Below are 26,399 nucleotides of genomic sequence, written 5' to 3' on the forward strand. Positions count from 1 at the left end.
GTCTCGTTGCCGAGACGCAGCGCAGATCTCCCGAGGTAAGATCGACCGCCTTCGCCGCACGCCCGCCGGATTTACCACCCCGGCCCTTGATGACCGTGGACTTCGCGATCACGTGCTCGCTCGTCCGGCCGGGTAGGCCTCGTTATCCGGTTTTTGTCCATCGGGCCGCGGCTTTGCTCCACGCTTCCTTCAGACCCCACCTCGCGATGACGCCCTTGCGCTTCGCTAATCCTTCACCGTCATCAGGCTGGATAGAGGACTTCCACCTCCAAGTTGCCGGTCATGCTCGGCACACAAGAAACACCCGCCGGCTGTGAACCGACGGGTGTGAACACAAGGGATACGCCCCCTTGCGGAAGTCTCTAGCGAGATTCTCGCATAGAGCATACGCCGCCGTTTATCAAGCGTCGTGTCGGTCGTTCCCTTTCGAACGCAATGAAGGGACGACAAGTGACGATCGTGCAGCACACTTTCACGACCAACTATACCGTCATCGGTAACGCTTGTTTCAATGACGAGCGCTTGAGCTTCGAAGCGCTGGCACTCTTCACCTACCTGCGAAGCAAGCCGTGCGACTGGATAGTGCAGAAGACGGAACTTGCACGGCGCTTCAAGGCTGGCAGGGACCGCGTTCGCAACGCCATCAATGAATTGATCGCAGCCGGCTATATCCGGAAGATCCAAGAGCGCATCGCAGGACGATGGGGCTCGGCCGACTATGACGTTCTCGCTCTGCCGGATGCACCGGCACCTGAAACACCGACGCCTGAAAACAGGTCACTACTAAGTACTGATCTTTTACCAAGTACCGATTCAACCAAGAAAGATAACAGTCGTCACGCTGCTGACGCAGCGGACGCCAGCGCGGTCGATCGATCGCAGAGGACTTCACCGTCTGCCACCACCCGCAGGCCACTCCCCTTGCCCCGAAGTCCCGCTCTGTACCGGCAGAGCAAGGTGGAGGCAGCGATCGCGTTCGACGAGCTAAAGAAGCTCGATGGCTGGTCCGGCACCTGGGAGGATGACCCGCTGATCCATTGGCACGCGCTGCTTCGCAAGGGGCATGCGGCCCATGACATCGTGGACGCTGCCACGGCGTTTCTGAACAGGACGCCGCATCATGGCGTGCCATCGCTTGGCGACTGGCTAGCATGCTTCGAAAGCGATCTAGAAGGCGAAGCCGGTGTCGCGGCCATCCCTGCCTACCACGGCTGGCCGTACATAATGGGGCAGCGTCTTGGGGCACGTTCGCCGACCTTCAATAATTCGGCTGCGCCCGGTCATGTATAGGCGGACGATGAAACCGACTAACCACCATCCACCGAAAGGAAATTGACCGGTGCGACTGAAGATCACCCCCGACGCACCGCTCTTCACCGAAGAGCTGCGCCTGCGAGACCCCGATGCATTCGTACTCTTGGAGCTGTGCCACTTTGATCACGGCGAGAGCACATTCGAATTGGCTGACAAGGTGCGACGCGACATGCCCGGCGGAAGTTGGACGAATGACCGCTTTTACGGCGCGCTCTCTCGGCTTGTTGCAAAGGGATGCACGGTCGCGGTCAGAGAGACGATCCAATGACGATTCCTGTCCATCCTCAGGGGCCATGAAATAAGCCTGCGGCTCTCTCGTGGGCGGAAAGGTGCCCCAAGAGTGCCTGAACGCGACCTTTCTCGGTAAAACCTTGGCGTGTAGGATGCGCGCGACCACTCGATCGGGGGACCCGTCATGACAGTAGAAAATACCACCATCTCGATCTTGCCTTCTATCGTGTCCGGCGTCTTTGGTTTCGTCGGAGTATTGGCGGGCCTCGGATGGAACGCGTTTCAAGCACCGAGAACGGAAAAGCGATTGCGCGAGAACACTCGGATCGTACTGCGCACCTCGCTAAAAGCTGAACTCACAAGTCTGGCGAACCTGATGAGATCAGAGATCGCTTATGTTGAGCACAATGACTTCATCTGGATCCCTCTAGTCGAGAGCTTTAAGGTCTACATTGCCAACATCCAGAATCTAGGATTGCTTACGCCAATCGAGGTTCAGAAAATTACAGAGGCATACTATCAGTACCAGGAGAGCGCGGGGTATATCGCCCGGATCGCGAAAGATCAGCCCGACAAGCCGGCAATCGGCAGACATATAGAGTTTGATTTTACGAAGGCTGAAGCCCGTACACGGCAAGACGTTGTAAACACGCTGACAGACATCTCGACAAAGGCCGACGAAGGCGATCCGAGAGCTTGACGCTCAACTGAGCCCCCCAACGAGATAGAGGCCGCGCGTCGGCGGCCATTGTCGGCGCTGTCTGTCGCATGGCGTGACAGCGCCGATCTCAGGAGGCCCCGGTCGCGTCGGTACATTCGCGATCGCTACCCGGTCTCTCATAAAAAGGGCGAACGGCCCGCTCCACGAGGAGATTCAATTCTCGTGCAACGGGCCGCCCACATGGCTCTCTATGATCAGCGACGAACACAACGCGCGAAGAAAGCAAGCGCGACAATGCAACATCCGAGCGACGAACACAACGCGGCATCGATTGTTACCCTCTCTCGCTCGCGCATCTTGAGTTTTTACACAGGGTAACAACGCGGAGCGAAAAATCTCTGCTAAGGTCAGTCTGCGGTGCAGAGTTGCAGGGTCTGCATTTCGAACACAACGACTCTCAAAGGAAGCACCACACATGGACGAACAAAAGATTCTCGACGGCATAAATGCTATCGCCGAAGGACTCCGCAGCGACATCGCGAAACTCGCTGGCCGTGTCGACGCAGTTAGTGCGAGCTACAATCGACTTGCCGGCCGGATCGCATCGCGACTTCCTCGATCTTGTCGGAGAGGCGCATCTCACCTTCCGTGGCAAGTCCGATGGCGAAATAGCGTTTGGGGCTCTCAAGGGCTTCCTGGATGCTCGCTACGGCACCCGCGACGGATCGGCCTGCGCCGAGTTCTCATGGGAGGGGCACGACGAGAATGATCCGTCCTGTGGTCGCGGATGGGCCATGATCGGCACTGCGGGCAGGCTCGTTGGCCACTTCTACATCCACAATGGCGACGATTCAGCCTTCGTTTGCGAACGCGGCTGAGTTCTTCAACGGCCTGCTAGTGGAAAAAGCCGTGCTCTCGAACGATCGGTAATAGCTCGTGGTAGTTGTGGATGATGTGGTCCGGATTCGCAGCCCTTAAGCGTGCCTCAGAAACAAATCCGCCGGCAATGGCTACGCTGATCAGTCCAAGACTTCGAGCAATATCGGTTTCTACTGGCATATCACCGATAATGAAAGTCGACTCGGGCTTTAGATCGTTTTGCTCCATATACCGCCGGAGTCGCTCCCCTTTGCTCATCGTCTTATACTGCGTGGCGCGGCTTTCAAAGGCCAGGACGTCGTTGAAGCAGCGATCGATGCCGAGCCTTTGTAATTGAGCAACAAGAGGTGCGACTATATGGTTGCTCACGATGATGGACGAAGCCGCTTCCTGGCGAGCCCATTTCAGCATTGCGCGCGCTCCCACGCGTAGGTCTGCTTTGTCGGCCAGCGGCTCGTAAGTGTCATGGAAGATTGCACTCTCATCGCGATCTACGGCTGCGACTTCCGATTCTGACATCCCGATGTTTCGGAAAAGAATGGACAGTGGGACATCGCAATGATCCCGAAAGGTGTCTAAATCGATCGCCGGGCGACCGAAGCGTTCCAGGATGGCATTCGTCGTTTGGAGGAGTGCGCTGGCATCGTCAAGCAACGTGCCATTCCAATCAAAAACAAGAACCGGCCTCATGATATTCAGCCCTCAGGCAGCGCTCTGGTAGTCAGCGACAAGGTTATGCAGATCTCTGTTTGCGCGGCTTTGACCTGCAGGAGTTGGCATTTCGAATGTGAAGGGTGATAAATCTACTCCCTCGCTCCCCCGCGGCAGCAACGAGGACAATCGGGAGAAGGGCAAGTAAGTCACAGTTGCCGCGTTGATCGCGGCGGCGATTCTGCTTTCAACCGATTGGAGAACACGCGGCTCGATGTCTTTGAACAGCAGGCTTTGCTTCTGCTGTTGGGCGGGCAGCCGTTTCCATGCCTGCCAAAAGGCCAGTTCATCGATGGCCTCAATATCCACGCCGTAGTAATTCGGAGCCACGATAGGTGGCGAGCCGATTGCCCAATGGACAGCTTTGACGCCCGCAGCAAGGAGCATATTCGTTATGGTCCGGCTGGTATCGCCACGAATGAGGGCTTCATCGGCAATGAGTATTGTGCGTCTGCCAATGTCAGTCGAAGCCAGCCGATACTTGCACGCGATACGATGCTTGCGCTCGCTGGTTGGGCCGATGAGAGTTCGCTCAGAGAACTGCGTCTCGATGACTTCCCGTCGTTCGACGTTAACGCCGCGTGCTACCAGAGATGAAAATAACCCGTCAGCGTAGGGCCCTCCGGTATGAGGCATGGACGAGACGATGATGGGATCTGGGTCCTGCTCAGCGCAGATCCGTTGCGCAATAAGATCACCTAGCGACAAGCCGATATTGTAACGAGTTTCGCGATGAGATTGGCCCTCGATGGACGTATCCGGGTTTCCGAGGTAAAGGGCCTCATAAACGCATAGCTTGGCAGTTTCTTGAGAAACACTGACGCGCCGGTCGAGGCAATGCCCCCGTTTGCCATCCACATATTTGATATAGCCCGGCAGAATTTGATCAGACTCGCCTCGAAGCCCGGCGAAGGCGCAATTTTCCGAGGCAAAGAGCAAGAATCCATCGTCCGTCTGCATGAACTCCAACGGACGCAGACCATATCTATTGCGGAACGCAACTAGATTTCCCTCTGGGTCCAGCAAGAGCGCACTGATAGCCCCATCAATGCGCTCATCGATTTCACGGAAAACGTTCTCGTACTTGACCCGCACGCCTTGCCGCCAATAATCCCTCTCACAAATATGCTCGATCAGCTTGAGTAACAGTTCGGCATCCGTCCGACCAACCCGGGTGTGACCTTGGGCAATCAGTTCTGCCCTGACCTCACGGCCATTTGCTAACGCTCCGTCTACCGACATTGTCAGTTGGCGGGACGATGCCGAGCGCTTGGGATTTGATGGATCGTCGTTCCTATCCTGCCTGCAAACTCGGCCGCTAATAAAGGCAATTGCAACATGGGGGCTGACCTCCAGATCATGCCTATTCTTGCGAATGCCAGACAGTTCGTGGGACGTCCGAGAGGCGCCGCCATGTCGAACGCTTTGGTTGTGTATGAAAGAGGTGACGGCGACTTCTGCTTGTCCGCGAAGTGCGAGCTTTGGAAGCATGTGCTGGAGCCGATCATAAACTGTCTGATGGGAACTACTCCAAGGCAAGAGAAAAGCGGCGGCGATACCTGACATTCTGCCCCTTCACGTAGCGACCGTGTTCGGAATCCATCACCATCGGACGTATTCCTGATCCAAGAAGATGTAGTCCCGCACTTAAGCAAGCCTCGTACCATGCCCTTAGCAATTTGCCCGGACATCAAACCAATAGGTGTCGAGATCCACCTCTCGTGGTCTCCTTTGTCAGACAACTGAGCTGGCGGTGTTGCGACAATCTGTCTGAAGGACAACGAGTTCGTCTGATGAATAACAACGCTCAATCTGTTCTAAGAGTTAAAGGGCAGCGTGCGTGGACCGCCATCAGGACCGCATCGAGCCGCATTTGATGCATTCTTTACATCAACGAACTCAGCCAACCTGTTGGCGAGATCAATGTGCCCTTCTTCGCTCGAAATCAGGTCCCAGGGTGCGTTTGCGCTATGACCGATCCTGAGATCGCGCCGGGGGCCGGCTCTGCGTATTAGCTCGTAGAATTCGGCTGTGCCGTCGCTTTTGCAGGCGCGAATTTAATGGGCCATTTCAGGCGGCGTTGAGATCCGGGCCTCCGATACTGCGAGAAAGCTTCTGGCGGCCGCCGGCTTTGATCCAAACGCGATCGCATCGTCATGGATGATGTCCCGGACGGCAGCAGCTTCGCGACGATTGGCTTTGACTGTTTGGCAGCTGCCGCTTTACTGCATTCGCGATTCGCCGTTCACATCGGCGGCAAAAAGAACCATGGGCACAACGATCACATATGGTGGTCGTGCCCGTTGCCACCATCGCAAATAGCGCCCGCATCGAATTGAGCGAAGATGACAGCCACAGCTCGCTCGCTCGTCGTGCGTAGCGGCCCCGCTTGTGCACGAAGCAGGATCGGCAATGCGTGGATGACCTGCTTGGCAGCCTGAGCCCGGCAGCCGGATCGCCGTCCGTCGGGTCTACAGCGATCTCTCCCGGGCCTCCGCGATCGATCAGCGCAACCTCGGTGATGTTGCCGCTGCGGATCCAATTCGATGCCGCCGATGGCCCGCGGTTCTTCAGCTTGGCGAACTCGCCCCTCCCCGTGAGACAAGAACGGCTGACACGGTTGAACCGTGCTGGACACCCAGATTATCAGCCATCGCGATCCGTGTACGATCCGTACGATGTCGCAGCGTCGATTTAGGCTGCATCACGTCTCCCCGTTTGCGTGCTAGACAGCGTTATTGCAATCCATCGTAGCGCAAGGCAGGATGCGGATTTTGTCAAAGGATTTTCAGACATGAAGCGGTGGATTTTTAGCGTCGCCGCACTGCTGCTTGTGGCGGCCGGTTTCGGCTTGTTCTCGTATTCATCAAGACCATATCACAACATGCCGAAGCCCCGAGCGAGTGCACCCGGCGACGCGGCTACTCGCTTTCCGCCCACGTTCGAAAAAGGCGGCGGCTGGCACTTCGGAATCCCGTCCAGAGATTCGGACGAAAAATGCCGGCAAAACAACCGAGCGCTCGGAGTTGTTGCCACCCCTAACGCTCCATGTATCGAGCTTGAAGACATCGTCGCCAAGCTGAAGCGTGGAACGTACAAATTCAACAAACCAGGCTCGGCAGCGCTCAACGAGGTATTTACAATGCGCCTTGCTCTGTTAACCGCTGATGGTCAAACGGCCTCGTTTGACGCATTACCCGGGACAGTGACGACGCGGTCCGACAAGCATTTCGCGCAATCGATTGAAGCCACCCTGAGCGGTGACGATTTCGAGATCACTCCGCCCGGTCCTCAGGCGCGGACTGCTACACGCGTTGAGCCGGTCGAGTGGGAATGGAAAGTCAAACCATTATCTGCAGGCATTAAGTCGGTGACCGTCGACGTGTTCGCGAACATTTCAGTCGGAGCAGATAAGAGCCGCGTCCAGGTCACGACGCTCAGCGAAGAGATCGAGATCGATGTTACCGTATTTCAACGCATAAGGACATTCGTTGCCGATTCCAGCTGGATTGCGGCTTCCGCCGTGGCAATCGGAAGCTCGGCCGCGGCATTAATTGGCTTTATTCCGACATTGAGGAAGTTCTTCAAAGAGAACGTCTCGCTACTAGTGAGGCGTCGTAAAAGAATGACGAGGTCTAAGAGGGGGAGCTAACAATAAGCGACCTATCTTCACCCGAAAAATCGCAGCTTGCCGAGTTCGCCCGAAAGGTAATACAAGGACATTGCTTAACATGCGACAACGCGAAGGTTGTTTGTCGCGCCTGTAAGTCCAAACGGCACCCCAGAGACGATGACAGCCAGGTCGCCCGATCCTACAAAGCCTTCGTGCTGCGCGGTCGCCGAGGCGATCCGCGTCATCTCCTCATAACCAGTAGGATCGCTGGACACGGCACTGTGCACCCCCCACGACAAGCACAAGCGCCGAGCGACCCTCTCATCCGGAGTAAGGGCGAGGATCGGCACCGGCGGCCGCCCGCGCGAAATCCGAACGGCCGTTGTTCCGCCGGCCGTGAAACCGATGATGACCTTGGCGCCAACCGTAGCAGCAAGATCTGCGCCTCCGGCCGCGACAGCGTGGGCAGGGGTATCCTCCACGTCGGGTCGAGAAGCCTCAATATGAGACCGATAGAGGTGATGCCGTTCCGTGCTTTTGATGATGCGATCCATCATGGCAACCGCTTCGACCGGGTAGGCGCCGCTTGCCGATTCAGCGGACAGCATCACTGCGTCCGCTCCATCATAGATGGCAGTCGCGACATCTGACGTTTCCGCGCGCGTCGGCGTCGGCCCAGCCACCATTGAATCCAACATTTGCGTTGCGACGATGACGGGCTTTCCGGCAAGCCGACAGGCGCGCACGAGCTCCTTCTGCCGGCCAGGCACCTCCTCAGGCGGGATTTCGACGCCAAGATCACCACGCGCCACCATAACGCCGTCGGACAACCCAATGATGTCGTCAATGCGCTCGAGCGCCATCGGCGTCTCGATTTTCGCGATCAGACCTGCGGCCTCTCCGATCAGGGCGCGCGCCTCGATCAGGTCGGACGGCTTCTGAACAAAGGACAGGGCGACCCAGTCGACCCCAAGATTGATGCCGAAGGCGAGGTCGGCCCGATCCTTCTTGGTGAGCGGAGATAGATCGAGCATCGCCCCGGGTACGTTGACCCCCTTGTGGTCCGAGATCGCGCCTCCGACAACGACTTGCGCAACGATTTCTCCGTGTCCTGGCTCGGTGACCTTTAAGCGCACCCGGCCATCGTCAATGAGAAGTTCTTGTGCGGGATGGACAGCTGCGAAAATCTCCGGGTGGGGCAAGGGTATCGATTGCTTGTTCCCTTTCGTACCCTCGGTCACAAAGCGCACCGTTTCGCCAGCACGCAAAACCAGGCCGCCTTCTTCAAGGGAGCCGATGCGGAGCTTTGGACCTTGGAGATCCTGCAGGATGCCTATCGGTCGACCAAATTCCCGCTCGAGTCCACGGATACACTCATAGGCCCTGGCATGGTCTTCATGGCTTCCGTGACTGAAGTTTAGCCGAAAGATATCTGCTCCGGAACGGTAGAGCGCACGGATCTTTTCAGATCCGGCACTCGCCGGGCCGATGGTTGCGACGATCTTGGCGTGACGCGAGCGACGCAACGTATTCCTCCAATGAACGAGTGCTGTCAATCTAGGGAGACGTCCAAGGCGACGATTTAAGGGTCGCGTTCGGCGGCAGTTGAGCAGCCAGTGTCATCTTCGTCGCTCGCTCGACACCATGCGATGGACGTGATTGGTAAGGTGAATCCTGCCTTGAACCGATCCATGACAATCATTGTTTCAAGGCGCTTTATGTCTGAGCTTTCGTCTGTAAGACGCTTGGCAAACCGCTCGTAATCTTCCATATCGTTTACTGTGACGAGCAAGACGATGTCAGCCAAACCTGTAACGTAGAATGCGCTCATCACCTCCGGCATCTTGCGAATTTTCCGCTTTAGGCGATCAACGGTATCGGCCCGAGCGCGCTCCAAGGAAATGAGAACCACTGCCGTCACATTCCGCCCAATTGCTTTTGGAGAAATGATGGAAACGTCCGCTTCTATTATTCCCCTCGATCTAAGTCGCTTCAGCCGACGCTGAACTCCGGATGCAGACAGGCCGACTTTCCCACCGAGTTGTTCACTACAGAGGCGATTATCTCGTTGGAGGAGGTCAAGAAGACGAAAATCGATCTTGTCGAGTTGCATCACTGTCTCGCGGCCAGCGGATTGCGATCGGCCCGGGAAAGCAGACGACTGCGCAGTTCGTCCCGACATCTTCGGTTCGTCACCGCGCAGCCGACCTGTTGGACGATCAATTTCTGTCATATGCCCTGGAACACCTATCTAAGCTCTGCTCCTTGTAAGACATCGAAGAGCTGCGGCGATCCTCGCCTTCCCCGCGGCTCAGTACGCTCGAACCCGGCTGCCATCTCGTGAATCTGGCAGGCCGGTCCCCTCCTCAGCCAAGAGCTTGTTATGGGAAGCGGTCCGACCTCCCATCGCGTCAATCCGCGCGGTCGGCTCCGAACACATGATCCCCGCCAAGCCGGTGCGTGGACGGTCAAGCTCCGGAAGCGACTGCTTTTTGCTCCTGATCCGTGGAAAGCACCATTGCGTTGACAGTGCGATATGCGAACACGATGGCGGGACCGATTGTTATGCCAGCGCCTGGATAGATTCCGCGCATCGGCGAAGTCATGTCATTGCCGCAGGCGTAAAGACCCCTGATTGCGTTGCCTTGCGCATCAAGAACGTTTCCGTAACTGTCGGTCGCTAATCCGCTTGCCGTGCCAAGCGTTGCCGGAACGATCGGCAACGCGATGAACAGTCCGTTCTTGATTGGTCCAAGGTTTGGATTTGCTCCCATCGTCGGATCGCCGAGCGTGCGGTTGAAAGCCGATTCCCCGCGCTTAAAGAAGGGATCCCGTCCTTGGGCGGCATGCGCGTTGTGTTCTTCGATCGTGTTTTGCAGCACAACGGGATCCAGTCCCAGCTGCTTTGCGAGCTCGGCAATCGTTCGGCCTGCCTTGACGTAGCCGAGACGGACGTATTTTCCGATGCTCAACGTCCAGGGCCATGGCAGCAGGTGTCCCATGCCTCTCAACCGCACGAACTGCTGATCGCAGATGAAGTAGAATCGCTTATCCGCTGGATAACCACTTTCAAACATTGCCAGGCAAATATCGTGGTACGAATTCGATTCGTTGACGAAACGTCTGGCATTGGGGCCAACTGCAATGACCCCAGGACGGCCGCGATCAAGCCAGCCGTACGGGACGACCTGCGAGCCGCCCGCGCGTTTCAAGATCGACACCGGGGTCCAGAAACCGGCGGATGCGACATTTTTGTCGATGGCGGCTCCAAGCGCAGTTGCAAGTCCAATGCCATCGCCCTTGACGTCGGCGTGGGCCAACGTAAGGTCATGCTGGTGTGCACCACCGAGGTCAGCCCTCAACTGCGCGTTCCCGGCAAAGCCACCAGATGCGAGAATAACACCGCGCGAGGCACGCACGCGAGTGTCCAGATCGAGCCGCTTGACAACGGCACCCGTGACGCGCCCGCCTTCCTTGCTCAGTTCGAGGGCTGGAGAAGATGGCCAGATCTCTACATCATACTTGCGCAAGCTCACGAGCAGCCGCGCGATCAAGGCATTTCCTCCGCTGAGCTCAGTACCACGCCTGAAACTCAGTCGATCCCGTGCATAGCGGCTCAGGCGAGTTAGGACGTGCTTGAACGAGGCAACGGATTGGAACGGGTTGAGGAAGCTTCTGACCTCACTTGATGAGATCATCATGCCCCCGAGCAGAACCCGAATGGGGTCGCCAATCAGATCAAAATCCTTGCCCAGAAGCCGCCCGTCATAGGGGGCAGGGCTCAAAGCACGCCCCCTGTCAACGCCGCCAATTTGGCTCGAGTGATAATCGGGCGTGGAGACCAGCGTGAACTTGACATCCGTCCCCTCCTCGAGCGCTGCCAGCGCCGGCGGACCGTCCTGAAGAAAGGCGTCGATGAATTCAGCGCGGTAGTATTTGCCAAGTTCATGCTGCAGATAGGTGCTGGCCTTGGCGATGGAATCATCGATGTTTGCCGCACGTGCCTGAGCAAGAACGAGGAACCCAGATCATGCCATTCGACAAGGCTGTCGTTCCGCCAAGTCGCGGAGATTTCTCGCATACTATTACGCGCAGTCCGGCTTTTGCCGCAAAAAGCGCAGCTGACAAGCCCGCGGCACCGCTGCCGATTACGAGGACATCTGTTTCCCGGTCCTGCCCAGGTCTAGCCACCTCTTTGGAGACGACAGCGATCGGGTTAGGTTTATCGCGATTGTTTTGCGTAGTCATGCGGCCTCGCTGCACGTGTTGCAGTGAACGTCAATGAGTTTGCGGAAGTGGAGCAGCTTTGAACTCCGCCACCGCTGCTTTCACCGCGCGCTCAATTGGAATTCTCTCGATTGACGATGCGCCAACAAAGCCGACACACTGGGTCGCTCGATAGACCTCGATCGTATCTCCAGGTTCGGCAATTGCCCCACCATGGCAGAGCGAGAGCACGTCCGGCCGGACGCTTCGCGCTGCTGCGTTGATCTCGTTGATGCGGCGGATCGCATCCTTTATGGATTGCCCGTCCTCGTGACCGACGAGCCCGCCCCGCGTTGCGCCGACATGGGGGACGATGCAATCAGCCCCTGCACCTGTCATCGCCTTGGCGTCTTGCGGGCTTGCGACATAGGCGAGCGAGAAAATATTCTTCTTGCGCGCGCAAGCGATCAGTTCGACCTCGCGTTCAAAGCCGAACCCGACGCGGCCGCGGCGCTCACGCCAGTTCTCACCCATGGTGGAGATCGTCGGATAGTTGATGACGCCAGAAAACCCAGCGGCCCAGAATTTGTCCAAGAGGGCATCGAGATCGAGCCGGAGAGGATCCCAAGCCTCGATGCCGCCGACCACCGGCACGGACGACACCACGTTACGAATTTCCGCCGCGAGCTCCAATGTGCGTGCGTTGGAATCACCAATCCGGCTCGTCGGAAGTCCCATCAGACGCGACAGGCCGGTCGAGTAGACCACCAGCATGTCGGCACCTCCAAGGACGGCGCATTTGGCGACCAGGCCGCAGCTACTTCCTGCCGCGAGAATTGCTTTTCGCTCCGCCACCTGTCCTTCAATCCTGGAAAGAATTTCACCTCGCTCAAACATCCGCATCGGATGAATCTCCTTGCGTGAGTTGTTTCAGGATCCAGGCCGCGGCAGCCTCGGCGAACTCGCCATCGTTGATGTGACAGTTCAGGTCGCGCACCATCACGTGCGCGGGGAGATGTGCCTTGACCGCATCTAGCCAAGCCTTGTCGGCCTCGGGATCGTGGAAGATGCCGCCTTGGCGGTCGTAATCGGACACGCCTTTCGCCGGCCAAAGGACAATTGTGGATCCTTTTGCTCGCGATAGCCGTTCTGCCGTGAGGCGGCCAATGCTCGCATTCTCAGACGCAGTTGTGCGCATGAGCGTCGTGTAAGGCGTATGGGCATGAAATCGGCGTCCGCGAAACCGATCAGGAACGCTCGATGGCGGGCCAAAATTGACCATATCGACCGCGCCAGGCGCAATCACTTGCGGTATCCCTTGCTTCGACGCTGCTTTCAGTCGATCCGGGCCGGCGCTCGCGGTGCCTCCGACGATTTCGTCTGCGAGCTCTGTGGTGGTCAAATCAATGACGGCGTCGAATTCACCAGCCGCGATCAGTTGCTCCATTTTGCGGCCGCCCGCCCCGTTCGCTGGAAAGACGATCGCGTCTAGCCCACCATCGGCAAGCCGCGCTGCGCACTGATTTGCCGCAGGCGTTGTCACGCCAAAGGCGGTGATCGCGACGACCTTCTTGTCTCGTCCAGGCTTGATGGGTGCATAACGCATGGCCGCAACGGCCCGTCCGGCATTCTCGAGTACCCTTGTGGTAAAGACGTTGATGCCGAAGAGATCGACCAGCGTCGGATAAAGGATGATGTCATTGTGAGTGGCCAATTCAGCGAGTAGCGCCGGCCTCGCGCTGCTTACGAGAAGCTTCGGAAAGCCGTAAGGCAGCTCAGACACAACCTCGGCGAAAACCGCGCTTCCCTTGCCGCCCGCAACTCCGACAATCGCGCTGATCGTTACCGATCCGAGAAGATCGCCAACCTTGGCGCGCGTTCTTTCCGCAATCTGCTTCAGCAGTTCGGCGGGGGCCTTCGTATCGGCCTGCTTGTCGCCGTCATCTCTCTTCGTGCCGACGTCAATGAGGATGGTCTTGCGACCGCACGCCTCGATGAGGTCCGCAAGGTAAGACGCCTCGCGCCCCTTGGTATCCAGCGTGGCAACGATCGCAACAGCGTCCCTGATGAATCCGGTCGGCTGTCCTGAAAGCTTACCATCCCGGCCCGACCTCTGGTCGTCCGTGCAATGGTGCGACACGATCTTCCTCCCAGACCATTCCTTACAACAGACTGTCTAGACCCGGCTTTACCCGCGTATAAGATCAGCCTGGCGACCAAATGGGTAAGATTGGGTAGAAGCGATGAGGGCGAGAGCTACTGGCAAACTTGCCATACACATGTCGGCCATAGCTAAAGGGCCACAATTGCAGGTCTACGCGCCGTCTTTGCGCAGCCTTCCAAACCGCTCCCTGCTGGTCATGGCGACCTTGCCGATCCTCGACTGGAACGAGTGTCTTTTGCGAGACCTGCGAAGCCTCAACAAAGCGACGTCCGCGCCGCATGTCTATGCGGCGATATTGATGATCGACCCCTTCGCGTGCTGGGAGGACATTGCCGAATCGTTGAAAGATGCCGGCATCGCCGGCGTTGCCAATTTCCCGCCGGCATCTTTGATCGAGCGGTCGGCGGCGGGCGTACCTATTGACGCCGGACAGGAGCTCGAACTTCGGCGGATGGAATGGTTCACGAGCCTTGGATTCAAGGCGCTGTTCGCCATCGCCAGCGATACTGAAATTACCGCGGCGGAGAAGCGACTTGGTGCTCATCTGGAGGGGCTCATCCATCTACCAGCGGAGGCTCTGACACGGACGATGAGCGAGGAGATGGAGTTGGTAAGCCTTGGCCTGCATGGATCGACATTACCGATGTTCGCGCTTTTGGACGGAAGCGCATCGAAACGGCAAACCTCAGCAACGTGACGAGCCGGGCCGTTACTCTATGATCCGCAAGTTTTTCATTTTCCGCAGAGGATTTTCTTAGAGATCCATTAGGACCGGTCACCTTTGCGCGAGATTCATGCTTGCTCAAGAGACGCATTGTCCGGCTTAGCCGGTGCGAACGCGATCGCTAGGGAGCTCAGCCGCCTGATACGCGCATCAGGGAACACAGATGGCTCGAGATCGGAGCGCTGGATCATGATGCGTTTCCACGGACCCGCATCATGATCCCATCTCTTTGTTTGAGCATGATTTTTCGGAAAACCGGTTTCCACTTTTCCGGATCATGCTCTTGGCTTTGCGACGGGGTCGCGGCATTCGGCATCAAGACATCACGCTTTCCAAAGGATGATCTCGCTAGTCTAGCGTGTTTCAAGGCTCGGGAGGGCCGGATGCATTTGTCAGATGCCGTCCGGCGCCGCTCGCCATGAACACATTGGGTCAATGACTGTTCGTCGCCCGCCCTTTTGCTCACTGCGTTCGTGTAAGGTGCATTTTTCAGGGTGACTACTTGCCGTGGGCCGTCGATCTTGCCGGCAATTACCTCGCCATCACTGCTGCAAAAAGGGAGGCATGGTGCCGGTCAAAAAAACACCGCTGCCGGATTTCTCTGGCAGCGGCTCAAGTCTCGGGAGAAAGCAGACGAACCGGTCTGCCAGCGGATCCGAGAGATCACACCCAAGAGATCACACCCAAGAGGTCAGAGCGGATTTTTGGTTGCCGATTGCTATTATCCAGACGATGGCCCAAGCGGTCACTGCCGGGAGACCCGCATCTGGGTAACGTTGGGTAACCGACCGTATAAGACGCAACTTTCATCCTGGTCTGACGCGACAGCTACTTAGCCGCGTCCTGGAAGCACAAGCTTGCGGAGTCGCACGGGGAGAATACCAAGCTCGCCGGCACTCCGCTCCCGCGCGGCTGTCAAAGAGCAGCGGGCACTTCGCCGCCACGAGGCCGGGCTAGCTTATTCCCAATCCAAAGGGGACTCGCGGCAAACACGCGCTCGAACAGCAACCGGCGATGTTTCGAAGAGAAATCTCAAGGGGCCCGATCGCTGACTTGGCTACCGACGTCAATCCTGCAATCGCATGCTCGCGGCGATGCATCGTGTCGGCAAGCTCATCTCATAGGGCCGCATTTAAGATGACACCGAGCCGGCAGCAAGTTGGACAGGCATTTCGACTGACGCATCTAGAAACGGAGCGCTCGACGCGCTATTCGATTCCGCCGCCGCCAGGGCGTCAACGGGGGATTATCGGTTGACCGGACCTTCTCACCAACAGCGCGAGCAATCCAGGCCAACACCTTTTCCGGCACCACGCGCGTCTATATCAGCTGCGTCAGACGGAGGTGGTTGTAGGCTCAATATCGCCCTGACAACTCCGCTATTTAATAAAGGCTAGCCGAGATCGATCGAGGGTTATTGTAACAGACAGAACGACGATGAGCCCCGTCACCATGATTTGCAGGTATGTATGCACGCCAGCGATATTGAGGCCATTTTGCAGTACGGCGATCACTAGAACGCCAGTCAGGGTGCGATGGACTCCCCCCGCCCCTCCAGATAGCGCAGTACCGCCCATGACGACCGCGGCGATCGCCTGAAGCAAAAGATCATCACCCATACGCGAAGTTCCGGTTGATGTTCGCGCGACGAGCAGCAAGCCCGCAACGCCGCAAAGCATTCCGCAGACAACAAAAGCGATCGCTTTGGTGCGAAGGACGTCAATGCCCGAAAGTCGCGCGGTGAGGCCGCCCCCTCCGATCGCAAACAGGGCTCTTCCGAAGTGGCTTCTCGCACCGACAAAAGACGCCACAGCAAAAATGAGAAGCGCCCAAACTCCGGAGTTCGGAATACGGCCGATCATGGAGCCGGACGCAATCCAGGTGAGGTTCGGGCTTTGGAAAAACACATTGCCACCCCCGCTGATCCACGTCGAAATGCCGCCAAGAATAGTCATTGAGCCCAATGTGGCGACGAAGGAGGGGAGCCGGAGACGAAGAACGAGCGTCGCATTTACAAGACCACAAAGCGCTCCCATGCCTGCTGCAGCGAAGGCTACCCCGGTTGCACCGACATCGAAGTCACGGATCAGAACCGCAGATGAAATGGCCACGAGCGTCACAATGGCTCCGACGGAAAGATCGAGCGCTCCCATAAGAATTACAAATGTAATGCCTGTTGAGACGATCAAAAGGATCGAGGACTGCCGCATCAGGTTGAAAAGATTTATCCAACTTAGAAAGCGCGGGTTGATCAGCGCGAATACCGTGACCATTGCCATCAGCAGCAACAATGGCCCGAGCGCATTTATGATGACACGGCGACGGTTATAAAATTGGGCGATCTGCAATTTTCCTTCTGCAGCTGATCTCGACCCAGCCGTTTGCGGCTCATACCATGTGTTGGACAAGTTCCTGCCTCCGTTGGCTTATTGTCGGCAGGCGCGCTACACTCGAACTGAAGTTCTCCCTCTCGCATCACGAGGATGCGGTTCGACATTCCAATCAGCTCGGGCAGATCGTCTGTAACCAGAAGAATAGCCACCCCCTCCTCAGCCAAGTCCCTCAGAACACTGTAGATCTCTTGCTTGGCGCCGACGTCGACCCCCCGCGTGGGATTGTCGAGGACGAGCACTTGAACCTTTCGGGCCAGCCATTTGGCGATCACCACCTTCTGTTGATTGCCGCCGGAAAGAAACTGGCAAAGCTGTGCTGGCCCTTTGCATCTCACACGCAACCGATTGATGTACTTTTCGGCCAGGCGCCTTTCTCGGGAGCGGGAAAGAAACCCAGAGAGGCTCGAGACGAGCGGAAGCGAGGCCAACGACATATTTGCCTGAACCGACATGTAAGGCACGATGCCTTCGCTCTTGCGTTCCTTGGGTACGAAACCCACCCCACGCTTGATCGCCGCTTTTCCACGTCCGCGAAGCGGCAAGGCTTCGCCGCCCAATTCCACGGTGCCGTTTGGGGGAAAGGGCTCAAAACCGACGAGGGCCCTGGCAAGCGCCTCTTTGCCGCATCCGACGAGACCGCCAATTCCAAGGATCTCACCTTTGCGAATCTCAAAACTGACATTCTTGACGTTTTGGCCGCTTAGACCATGAGCTGAAACCGCGATTGGCGCCCCGCCCAGGCTTAGCTGGCGCTTTTCCATGAAGTATTCGTCGTCTCGTATTCGTCCAACCATCGCCCGATGAAGGCTTTGTTCGGAGATCTGTTCTCCTGCGAACTCGCCGACATTTCTCCCGTCCTTGAACACGTAAATGCGGTCGCATAGCTCCACATACTCCGCAAGACGGTGGGTGATAAGCACGAATGACGCACGACGACGGTATCGACGAATTGATTCAAAGAGAATCCTGATCTCTCGCTCGCCGATTGCCGCAGTGGGTTCGTCGAGCAGGATGATTGGATGATCGATATGGAAATGCTCGGCCAACGCGAACGCCTTGGCAATCTCGATCATCTGCCGATCATGGAAAGCGTAATCGCCTGTGCGGCGGCGAGGATCGATGTAGCCAAGACCGAGATTTTGGAGGTGGCTTTCGCTCACGGCTATCATCGCATCTCTGTCGACGATGCCGATCCGACTGGTAAAGTAGGGTTCTAACGAGAGGAATATATTTTCGTAGACAGCCAGGCTTGGAATAAGAGCCTGTTCCTGGAAGACCATCGAAATTCCGGCCTCAACAGCGTGGGTATAGCTTAGGGGCCTGAAGCTCTTGCCAAACAGTCTCATACTTCCGGCGTTCGGTGCATGGATGCCGGCGATCATTCTGAGTGTGGTTGATTTGCCCGCGCCATTTTCCCCGGCAATACCAACAATCTCGTTGGGAAACACATCGAGATCGATGCCTTCGACCACGGCAATGCCATTGAAGCGCTTGGAGGCGTTACGCATTGAATAGATCGGCGCGGACACACCATTCATTTGACGTCCTCCGCGCTCGCGCGTCTGGTGTTCAGAAGAACGGCGAGCAGAATGACGGTTCCTTGGATGATTGTTTGCAGATAGGGCGGCAAGGCGAGAATGTTCATGCCGTCTGAAAATGTCGTTATGAAAAGCACCCCGATGATTGTCAGGCGCACGTTGCCAGAGCCACCTGTAATCGCAGTTCCGCCAACGACCACCGCGGTGATCGTGTCGAGAGTCATATAACTGCCCATTGTGACCGTGGCGGATCCTAGACGCGCCGCCAACAGGACCCCGGCAAAACCGGAAAGAAGGCCTGACAATGCGAACGCCTGGACTTTGATCGCATTGACCCTCACTCCCATGAGAGCCGCAATTTGCTCGTCGCTACCGATCGCGAGCGTCATTCGCCCAAAACGCGTGCGATCACCTAGGAGGACCGCAGCACCATAGATCACCGCCGAAATCAGCACCGCATTGGGGACCACATTCGCCAGTGCGCCCTGGGCCATATCGATTACGGCTGGGTCCGATACGGATAATGAGCGGCCATCTGAAATGAAGAGCACCGCTCCTGAAATGGTTGTTGCGGATCCAAGCGTTACCAGAATCGAAGGAATTCTGAGGTGGACATAGACCAGCCCATTGATCGCACCAAACACCAAGCCGACCACGCATGCGATGGGAACCGACCAAAAGCCCAGGTCTGGTGATAAGCGCGCAACCAGCATACCGCAAAAGCTAGCAACAGCTCCGATGGATAAGTCGATCGAGCCCATCAAGATCACAAAGGTCGCGCCGATGGATGCGATCAAAAGAACAGAACTCGATAGTTCAATAGCCCGGATGTTTGCGAGCGTTCCGAACGATGGAGCCACGAGACCAAACGCTACAATCGCAATCATGAAGACGAAGATGGTTACGGCCCGCCGCCGTAACTCGCCATCGTTGCAACCTGCCCGCGACGCTTGTAGCATTTTTGCGATCCATCAAAGGCGAGGTAAACATGATGCCCCTCCCGATGGAGAGAGGCATCCACGGCGTCACTCGGGGATACGCTGTTGATAGTGATTGTTATACTCAGCCTTGAGCTGAGCGACGCAACCTTCGTCAACGGCATCTTGATAAGCCTTCGGAAACTTATAACCGGCCGGCGTACGAGCTCCCCAATAGGTCTTCACATCGATCGGCCATACATAGTTTTGAGCATCCCAATCGTTGGGATGAAGAACCCGCGACATCTTTCTCCAATCAAACGGAAGCTTCTCGCCGGCGAGAAATGCTTGATACTTGTCTACATTTTCAGCGGTTATCAGCGTGGCTCCCGTATACATCATGCGCTCGCATGGGCTCGGCTTAAATCCTTTGGCAACATCGTATGCGCGCACCAGCGCGAAACCCGCTTGCCATTGCGGGGTAAAGCCCATGGTCGCAAGAATGCGGCCTTCCTTTATCAGCTTGAGGGTTTCTCGATTGCCATCTAGGCCGACGATCGGAATGTGCATACCAGCGTCTTCGACGGCTTGCATCGCGCCTAGTGCAATCGAGTCGTTTTGCCCGAAGACAGCGTCAATCTTGGAGTGCGCCACCAACAGGTCTTCCATGACTTTGCGAGCGTCAACCTGATTCCATTTTCCAGGCTGGCGGGCGATGAGCTTGATATTGGGGTATTCGGCCAGAGCTTTATCGAAGCCCGCAGTTCTGGAGATGTCCGCATCAACACCTGGAAAACCAGTAATGTGCGCGACGTTGCCCTTTCCCCCGATCTTGTCAAAAAGCAACTTTGCGATTCTATAGCTATTTTCGACGTCATCGGGCGAGAAAAACGTCGCAAAAGCGTAGTTATTTAACCCCGCGTCCAAAGGATGGAAGCCAGGCAACGACTCCCAAACAGCAACATGCACCGCACCGACCTTCTTGGCCATCTCGACGATGGGCTTTATGTTCGCCGCAACGAGGTTCTCGCCGAACGTGATCCTGACACCAGCGCCGAATTGGGCCTCATAGATTTCGATCTGCTTTGCGGCATCACCTTTGCCTGAAAGGATGCGATAATTCAGGCCGAGGGCTTTTGCAGCCTGTTCGGCACCCTGCGACCAGTTGTTGAAATATTCATTTTCTAATGTCGACACTTCGGATAGGACGTCCTCGGCGATCGCGCTGCCGGCAGCTCCCAGGAATGCGACGGTCGCAAAAAAGTAAGTCGATATTTTCCGCATTGATGCACCCTCCTCGTATTAGTTTGCTGTAGATGATTGGCCTTTCTTTCAATCCGTCTGCTAGCCAAGCCATTAACGTATCGGCAAGCGACGAATTCGACGCTCATAGCGTTTTGCCTAACGTCGGAACGAACCATGGCGGCGAGGCGCAGAACTCCACACCGTGCCGCGTACGCCACGATGGCCTGTTGTCGTCGACCACATTGCCCTGGTCACATCTTCTTCCAGTCTCCGATCCGCTCGAACGCGTGCGCCGCCTTATAGATGGTGGTTTCGTCGAAGTGGCGGCCAACAAGCATAAGGCCGACCGGCAGGCCATCCACCATTCCGCACGGCAGCGACATCGCTGGATGATGCGTGATGTTGAACGGAGCGGTGTTGGTGAACATCTCCGTTGCGCGAGTGATGTAGTCCTTGCGGCTGACGTCATGGGGAGGAAGTTGCGTCGCCGTCATGGGCGTCGTCGGCAGAAGAAGGAGATCGTAGTCCTTAAGGACCCTGTCGTAAGCTGCGCTCAGACGACGAGAGACGTTGACGGCCTTGCCGTAAAAGCGGGGCCCGTACGTGTTGTTCACATAGGTGCCGAGCAACAGGAACAACTTGGCCTGCTCTGACAGGAAGTTCGCCTTCTGTCGCCAGCCTCGATGGAAGTCCATGAGTGACAGTGAGAAGAGGTCTGATCGGCTGGTACCAAAGCCGTCACCGAACATCATGGTCTGTGTGGCGCCCTCGGTGCCGATCGGCGTCCAGATTGCCGCGCCTTGCAGGTGCATTGGTACAGACACCGTCTCCACCGAGGCCCCGAGATCCTTGAAGCGCCTGGCCGCTTCACGAACCACTCTATTGACATCGGCTTCCGCCCCCGGCTGCTCAAAACCCTCCTTCAGAAGGCCGATCTTCAATCCGCTGACGCTTTGACCGAGTGCCTTCGTATATTGTTCGACCTTCGGCGCTTTGATGCGTGGATCGTATCCGTCGTCTCCGGCGATTACTTCCAATAGCAGGGCGTTGTCGGCCACCGTTGCGGTCATGGGGCCGGTGTGGTCGAGCGTCAGCTCATTGGGCATGATGCCGGTATAGGGGACAAGACCCCAGGTGGGCTTCATGCCGTAGATGCCGCAAAACGACGACGGCATACGTATTGAGCCGCCCTGGTCGCCGCCGATCGCCATATCGGCTTCGCCAAGCGCCACCACAACGGCCGAACCCGAAGACGAGCCGCCCGCGGAGTAACCCATCCTATGAGGATTATGGACCGGTCCGAGCGCACCAGTATGGCTTCCACCGGATGTACAAAAGCATTCGCAATGCACTTTACCTGCGATTTCGGCGCCCGCATCGAGCATTCGAGTGACAATGGTTGCGTCGATGTCCGGGACAAAGCCTTCGAGCGTCGCCGAGCCGTTCATCATTGGCACCCCAGCCAACATGACGTTATCTTTCAGAGCGACCGTCTTGCCCTTGAGTTTTCCGCTCGGTGCTCCCTCGACCCTCGCCTTGCGGTACCATGCATTGTGCAGATTTTCTTCCGGCGGTGGTTGATACCCCGGGGTGCGTGGATATTTTACTGGAGGCAACTCATCCGGGACGGCTTCGATGTATCTGTAGGACTCGAGGGACTCGTTGATAAGTCCGCGGAAGGAGACGATATCCTCGTCGGTAAGTGAAAGACCGCATTGTGACGCGACATCTCGCAACTGCGCGGGCGTGGGCGGGACAATTGACATTGGGCGCTCCTGTAATTTCAAGGGCAGACCCACTCTGCGATGGGCTCAATTCGGCAAGCCTAGTCGACTGCAGGTTGGCCGGAGCTGACGTCGGCTGCCCACTGTGGGTAAATTTGGGTAATTTTGCCAAGAAAGTGGCGAAGCGGGGCAGAATTTTTCGCGCGCATGCCGTCTGAAGTTCTTGTTCGGCGCCGGACCCTGGGGCGCCGATGGACGAAGGGGAAATGCCATGCCGAATCGTAGATGCGACGCCATAACCGGCGCGGCAAAAGCCCTGCAAAAAAGAAGAGCAAAGGCACGCGCGCCAGGCGGCAGGCAAGCTCGTCCGCTACGCGTCAGAGCACGAAAAAAATGAAGAGCCGAAGAACTCGTATGGCCTTATCGTATGGCCCCTCTCGCCTAGAGAGGAGCAGCCGATAACTTAGGAAGTTCGTGAACGCCCCTGAGCAAAACGGCGCCTTTGGGATCCTGAACCTGCAAATGCACGGGCCGAATGCTGATTTCCGCTTCAGTTTGTTACTCAATTCCCAAACTGCGCGATGCCGCGTAGCTCGGTTCGGCCTTCAAGTTGGGTTGGCAGATGAGTGATGATGCACGATCTTCCATGTGTCGCCCTGACGGCGCAGTACAAAGGAGAATCGCGCCGGCGTTGATTGCTGATGGCCTTTCGATGTCTGTGAAAAGACATAGCTGCCCGCGACCAGGACAACGTCGTGCGCCAACGTGACAGAGTGCCAGACACCCATTTTCACGCTAGCGTCGCCACGAAAGTAAGTGGCTATCTCTCTGGCCCCGACATAGAGCTTTGCACTCGATGTACCCTGCAGCATCGAATCATCTGTGTACAACGCAACCAGACAATCCGGCGTATGCCTGTTGAAGGTTCGCTGCCAGAGCTCCAGGAACTCGCGGATATCTGTCGTCAATGAGTCGCTGTTCACTACTGACCTCGATCTGAAAAGTTGATGGCCGGAACGCAGTTCTCGATGACAGCAAGACCGGCTGCACGCAATCAAGCGCTTGACCTGACCTCTTCACCGATGCTGAGGAGAATGCAGCGGTTTAGCGGCGGGAGTGGAGGCTGGCAATATTGCATGCGATGTCAAGAAACAGCGGGGGCCCTCGACGCCATCAAGCGGCAATGCGTGTTCAAGGCCAAAACCGCCTTCGCATCGCAATGCCCGACAAATGCGCAAGGATAGTTTCGACGATGAATAGCGCACAAAGCCGCAGCGCGATGCTACTGTGTCGACGCGCGGCATTCTGAACTCGTCGGTGAATCAATCTGCCGAGCAAAGCCAGTTGGCTAGCTCGATCGTTGCACACGTTGTCAACGATCGGATAACCGTAGTGGTTTTATTTTGTCCTGCTACGATTGTCTCAAGCCAGATTGCCGGGCCGCGGGAAAAGAGAAATGCAACAGGGGCTCGCCGTGTGGAGACTAGGCGCAGAGATACTCAGCTCAATCAAATTGACTGAAGGCGGGTCTCGCGTCCCCCTCTTAAGCAGCTACCGTCAAGCATGAGTCGACCAAGGCGGCTCTGGCGCGGAGGTATTTGCGGGTTCAAACTTGCACGGCGCGCAGCCCGTGCGACGCGCTATCGTAACTCCGAGCGGCCGCCGTTTCTAAAATCGAGTTGCGGACCCTCTCGCTCCCCCGTCGCCTGCCGGAGATTCGCGCAAACGGATTTCTCCTGAATCGTCATCGTCCCTTCCCAACCAGCTGCTTGGCGTCAAAATGGGGAGGCGATTGGTTGGAGAGTCCGCCGAGCCGCTGATCTCGACTCCAACGGGGTCTTCATCGCATCAAACAAAGCCGCCTCGCGCGCTGTCAACAATTGCGGCGCGCCGCTGAAGTAACCGGAGCGTCTGCAACGCCACTGTCGGTCACAAGACATCCCGTTCTTTACGCGACACGCGCTGGATAGGAATAAGCTAAGAAAAGCAGCACTGGCTGTTGGCACGCTCTTTGAAACGACCAACGCGTCCGCTCCTGTGAAGAGCCATGCGACGGAATCGGCCGTGGGCATGCGACCGCGACCAATGGTGGTTCGCGGTCTAGCCCGAGCGGCCCGAGAATGAGTCGGGACAACGACGATTGCTCAATCGCACGTTCTCGAACTCCAGACTTGACCTTTAACTCATCGAATTGCCGGCATCAAAAGTGGAGGCATTATGCGCATCTGCGGTATCAAGCTGACGCATGACGGAGCGATCGCGCTGATCGAGGACGGTCGGCTCGTCTTTTGTATCGAGCAGGAGAAGCGGAGCAACAATCCGCGCTATCAGACGATAGACAATCTCGATGCAGTCGTCATGGCTTTGGCAGAGCACGGTCTGGATGTGCAGGACGTTGATCAGTTCGTCGTCGACGGCTGGCTGGGGCAAGTGGAAGCTCAATACAAACTCCGCAGCGGAGCGGCTCCTATCACGCTCAAGGGGGCGTCCTATGTTGAACCTCATCCCGAGGCCCTCCTCACATCTCGCGATGGCTTTGGCCTTAGGCTCGACGGCAGGGATTTCCCCTATAAGAGCTATCCTCACGTGGCTAGCCACGTGGCTGCCGCATACTGCACCAGCCCGTTTGCCAAAGCCGGACAGCCTGCTTTCTGCCTCGTGTGGGATGGGGGCACCTATCCACGACTGTATCATGTAGAACGCGGGGGCGCCCGGTTCATCGACAGTTTATTCCCGCTGTTTGGGCACATCTATGCCGCTGCGGGCCTTCATTTTGGGCCATACAAGCGGGCTGATCGTACCAATTGGGACCTGGGTAAACCCGGCAAGGTGGACCCAGGCGGCGCCGGCAAGCTCGATCTAGGTGTCGCCGGCAAGCTGATGGCCTATATCGCCCTCGGCTCCGGCGACGAAAACATCATCAAGGTCTTTCAGGAGCTCTACAAAGAGCACTTTGAAGCTGACACCAAGCGGGAGAGTTACCGTACCGATCTCGGGAGCATGGAGTTTGAGCTTACGACCATTCACGACTTCTTCGACGCAAGCGCGCCGCTCTTGAAGGCCAAGGCGGCCGAGGATGTGCTCGCATCCTTTCATTGTTTCCTCGAGCGCCTGCTCGTGCACAAAATGGCGAGTGCTTTGCAAAGACAGTCCGGTTTTTCCGCTCGCAATTTGTGCATAGCAGGCGGCTGCGGCCTCAATATCAAATGGAACAGTACACTACGGTCGGCAGGACTGTTCGATGCTGTTTGGGTACCGCCATTTCCAAATGACAGTGGCTCCGCGATCGGTGCAGCATGTTGTGGAATGGTAGCTGACAAAGGTCTCGTGCCGTTGCAGTGGTCGGTCTACAGTGGTCCGGCGCTGCAAGGTAGTGATGTGCCGCCTGAATGGGATGCTTCGCCCTGTAATATGCATGAACTGGCGACTATTCTCGCCAGCGACAAGCCCGTGATTTTTCTTGCCGGCCGCGCCGAGCTTGGGCCTCGGGCATTGGGTAGCAGAAGCATTCTTGCAGCCGCAACATCGCCGGGAATGAAGGACTATCTCAATGATATCAAGCATCGCGAGCACTTCCGGCCAGTGGCGCCGATCTGCCTGGAAGATCGCGCGCCGGAAATTTTCGATCCAGGAACGCCGGATCCTTACATGCTTTTCGATCATCAAACTCGCGCAGAATGGCGGGACAGAATCCCCGCGGTTGTCCATCTCGACGGATCTGCGCGACTGCAGACGATCAGCAGGACTTCTCAACACAAAGTTGCCGAGCTTCTGGTCGAATATGAAGCGCTGACGGGCATTCCGCTGCTTTGCAATACGAGCGCCAATAACCATGGGCGTGGGTTTTTCCCTCATCTTGCAGCGGCCTGCAAGTGGGGCCGCGTGGAGCACATATGGTGCGATGGGATGCTATGGAGGAAAACTCCTCGAGCCAGCGATGTTGCCGCCGGTGTCTCAGCCGAGATCAGCGCAGCTCCACGGCAGCAATCGGCCTAGCCCAAGGGAGAGCATCTGGTTGGTTGCGGTCGTCATGACAAGTATTCACGCCTCTGGAGGGACCGCTTCGAAATCGCTTGGTG

Annotated in this window: 21 protein-coding genes; 7 read left to right on the top strand and 14 right to left on the bottom strand. The window is 57.0% G+C overall.

Annotated features, from left to right (window positions below; all coding sequences use genetic code 11):
• Positions 1-450: 450 nt before the first annotated feature.
• The 4 genes from ACVIYL_RS00625 (at position 451) to ACVIYL_RS00640 (ending at position 3,084) form a co-directional block, all read left to right on the top strand.
• Positions 451-1,290 carry a hypothetical protein gene (locus tag ACVIYL_RS00625; protein WP_456777433.1) on the top strand — a complete coding sequence of 280 codons (840 nt, stop codon included), beginning with the start codon at positions 451-453 and terminating at the stop codon, positions 1,288-1,290.
• Positions 1,291-1,339: 49 nt separating this feature from the next.
• On the top strand, positions 1,340-1,582 hold the full coding sequence (locus ACVIYL_RS00630; protein ID WP_456777434.1) for a hypothetical protein: 243 nt from the start codon (positions 1,340-1,342) through the stop codon (positions 1,580-1,582).
• A 147-nt stretch (positions 1,583-1,729) separates the two neighbouring features.
• Positions 1,730-2,245: a hypothetical protein gene (locus ACVIYL_RS00635; protein ID WP_456777435.1), complete on the top strand. Its 516-nt coding sequence runs from the start codon at positions 1,730-1,732 to the stop codon at positions 2,243-2,245.
• Between the two features lie 548 nt (positions 2,246-2,793).
• Entirely contained in the window at positions 2,794-3,084 is a 291-nt protein-coding gene (locus tag ACVIYL_RS00640; protein ID WP_456777436.1) for a hypothetical protein, read from the top strand.
• Positions 3,085-3,100: 16 nt separating this feature from the next.
• Here ACVIYL_RS00640 and ACVIYL_RS00645 read toward each other — a convergent pair whose 3' ends face one another.
• Complete coding sequence (locus tag ACVIYL_RS00645) at positions 3,101-3,775, bottom strand: HAD family hydrolase (protein WP_456777437.1); 675 nt, start codon at positions 3,773-3,775, stop codon at positions 3,101-3,103.
• A 12-nt stretch (positions 3,776-3,787) separates the two neighbouring features.
• On the bottom strand, positions 3,788-5,362 hold the full coding sequence (locus ACVIYL_RS00650) for a hypothetical protein (RefSeq protein WP_456777438.1): 1,575 nt from the start codon (positions 5,360-5,362) through the stop codon (positions 3,788-3,790).
• A gap of 1,228 nt (positions 5,363-6,590) precedes the next feature.
• Here ACVIYL_RS00650 and ACVIYL_RS00655 point away from each other — a divergent pair.
• Positions 6,591-7,448 (top strand): hypothetical protein, encoded by an 858-nt coding sequence (locus ACVIYL_RS00655; RefSeq protein ID WP_456777439.1) that lies wholly within the window; start codon positions 6,591-6,593, stop codon positions 7,446-7,448.
• A 74-nt stretch (positions 7,449-7,522) separates the two neighbouring features.
• On the opposite strand, the gene pyk is transcribed toward ACVIYL_RS00655, so the two are convergent.
• The 6 genes from pyk to ACVIYL_RS00685 all read right to left on the bottom strand — a co-directional run bounded on the left by pyk (position 7,523) and on the right by ACVIYL_RS00685 (position 13,755).
• Complete coding sequence (pyk, locus tag ACVIYL_RS00660) at positions 7,523-8,935, bottom strand: pyruvate kinase (protein WP_456777440.1); 1,413 nt, start codon at positions 8,933-8,935, stop codon at positions 7,523-7,525.
• Positions 8,936-8,991: 56 nt separating this feature from the next.
• The gene (locus tag ACVIYL_RS00665; RefSeq protein ID WP_456777441.1) at positions 8,992-9,522 is read right to left on the bottom strand and encodes an Lrp/AsnC family transcriptional regulator; all 531 of its coding nucleotides are present in this window, start codon (positions 9,520-9,522) and stop codon (positions 8,992-8,994) included.
• A 355-nt stretch (positions 9,523-9,877) separates the two neighbouring features.
• Positions 9,878-11,398, bottom strand: coding sequence for an FAD-binding protein (locus ACVIYL_RS00670; protein ID WP_456781748.1), 1,521 nt, complete (start codon positions 11,396-11,398; stop codon positions 9,878-9,880).
• Positions 11,391-11,657, bottom strand: a complete 267-nt coding sequence (locus ACVIYL_RS00675; protein ID WP_456777442.1) for an FAD-dependent oxidoreductase — start codon at positions 11,655-11,657, stop codon at positions 11,391-11,393. Before ACVIYL_RS00675 ends, ACVIYL_RS00670 begins: the two co-directional genes overlap by 8 nt.
• Positions 11,658-11,687: 30 nt before the next feature.
• On the bottom strand, positions 11,688-12,518 hold the full coding sequence (locus ACVIYL_RS00680) for a phosphoenolpyruvate hydrolase family protein (RefSeq protein WP_456777443.1): 831 nt from the start codon (positions 12,516-12,518) through the stop codon (positions 11,688-11,690).
• Positions 12,505-13,755, bottom strand: coding sequence for a Tm-1-like ATP-binding domain-containing protein (locus ACVIYL_RS00685; protein WP_456777444.1), 1,251 nt, complete (start codon positions 13,753-13,755; stop codon positions 12,505-12,507). The genes ACVIYL_RS00680 and ACVIYL_RS00685 overlap by 14 nt, the downstream gene beginning before the upstream one ends.
• A 166-nt stretch (positions 13,756-13,921) precedes the next feature.
• Between ACVIYL_RS00685 and ACVIYL_RS00690 the strand changes: the two genes are divergently transcribed.
• Positions 13,922-14,476: a hypothetical protein gene (locus tag ACVIYL_RS00690; RefSeq protein WP_456777445.1), complete on the top strand. Its 555-nt coding sequence runs from the start codon at positions 13,922-13,924 to the stop codon at positions 14,474-14,476.
• A 1,406-nt stretch (positions 14,477-15,882) separates the two neighbouring features.
• Here ACVIYL_RS00690 and ACVIYL_RS00695 read toward each other — a convergent pair.
• From ACVIYL_RS00695 to ACVIYL_RS00720, 6 genes are all read right to left on the bottom strand, one after another.
• Complete coding sequence (locus ACVIYL_RS00695; protein ID WP_456777446.1) at positions 15,883-16,851, bottom strand: ABC transporter permease; 969 nt, start codon at positions 16,849-16,851, stop codon at positions 15,883-15,885.
• Positions 16,809-18,434, bottom strand: a complete 1,626-nt coding sequence (locus tag ACVIYL_RS00700; protein WP_456777447.1) for a sugar ABC transporter ATP-binding protein — start codon at positions 18,432-18,434, stop codon at positions 16,809-16,811. Before ACVIYL_RS00700 ends, ACVIYL_RS00695 begins: the two co-directional genes overlap by 43 nt.
• A complete protein-coding gene (locus ACVIYL_RS00705; RefSeq protein WP_456777448.1) occupies positions 18,431-19,393 on the bottom strand; it encodes an ABC transporter permease in 963 nt (320 codons plus the stop codon). Before ACVIYL_RS00705 ends, ACVIYL_RS00700 begins: the two co-directional genes overlap by 4 nt.
• A 66-nt stretch (positions 19,394-19,459) precedes the next feature.
• On the bottom strand, positions 19,460-20,635 hold the full coding sequence (locus ACVIYL_RS00710) for a sugar ABC transporter substrate-binding protein (protein ID WP_456777449.1): 1,176 nt from the start codon (positions 20,633-20,635) through the stop codon (positions 19,460-19,462).
• Between the two features lie 212 nt (positions 20,636-20,847).
• Complete coding sequence (locus ACVIYL_RS00715) at positions 20,848-22,362, bottom strand: amidase (protein WP_456777450.1); 1,515 nt, start codon at positions 22,360-22,362, stop codon at positions 20,848-20,850.
• Between the two features lie 563 nt (positions 22,363-22,925).
• The gene (locus ACVIYL_RS00720; RefSeq protein WP_456777451.1) at positions 22,926-23,303 is read right to left on the bottom strand and encodes a nuclear transport factor 2 family protein; all 378 of its coding nucleotides are present in this window, start codon (positions 23,301-23,303) and stop codon (positions 22,926-22,928) included.
• Positions 23,304-24,537: 1,234 nt separating this feature from the next.
• On the opposite strand from ACVIYL_RS00720, the gene nodU reads away from it, so the two are divergent.
• Complete coding sequence (nodU, locus tag ACVIYL_RS00725) at positions 24,538-26,316, top strand: nodulation protein NodU (protein ID WP_456777452.1); 1,779 nt, start codon at positions 24,538-24,540, stop codon at positions 26,314-26,316.
• Positions 26,317-26,399 lie beyond the last annotated feature (83 nt).

This window comes from Bradyrhizobium sp. USDA 3315, assembly GCF_054056795.1.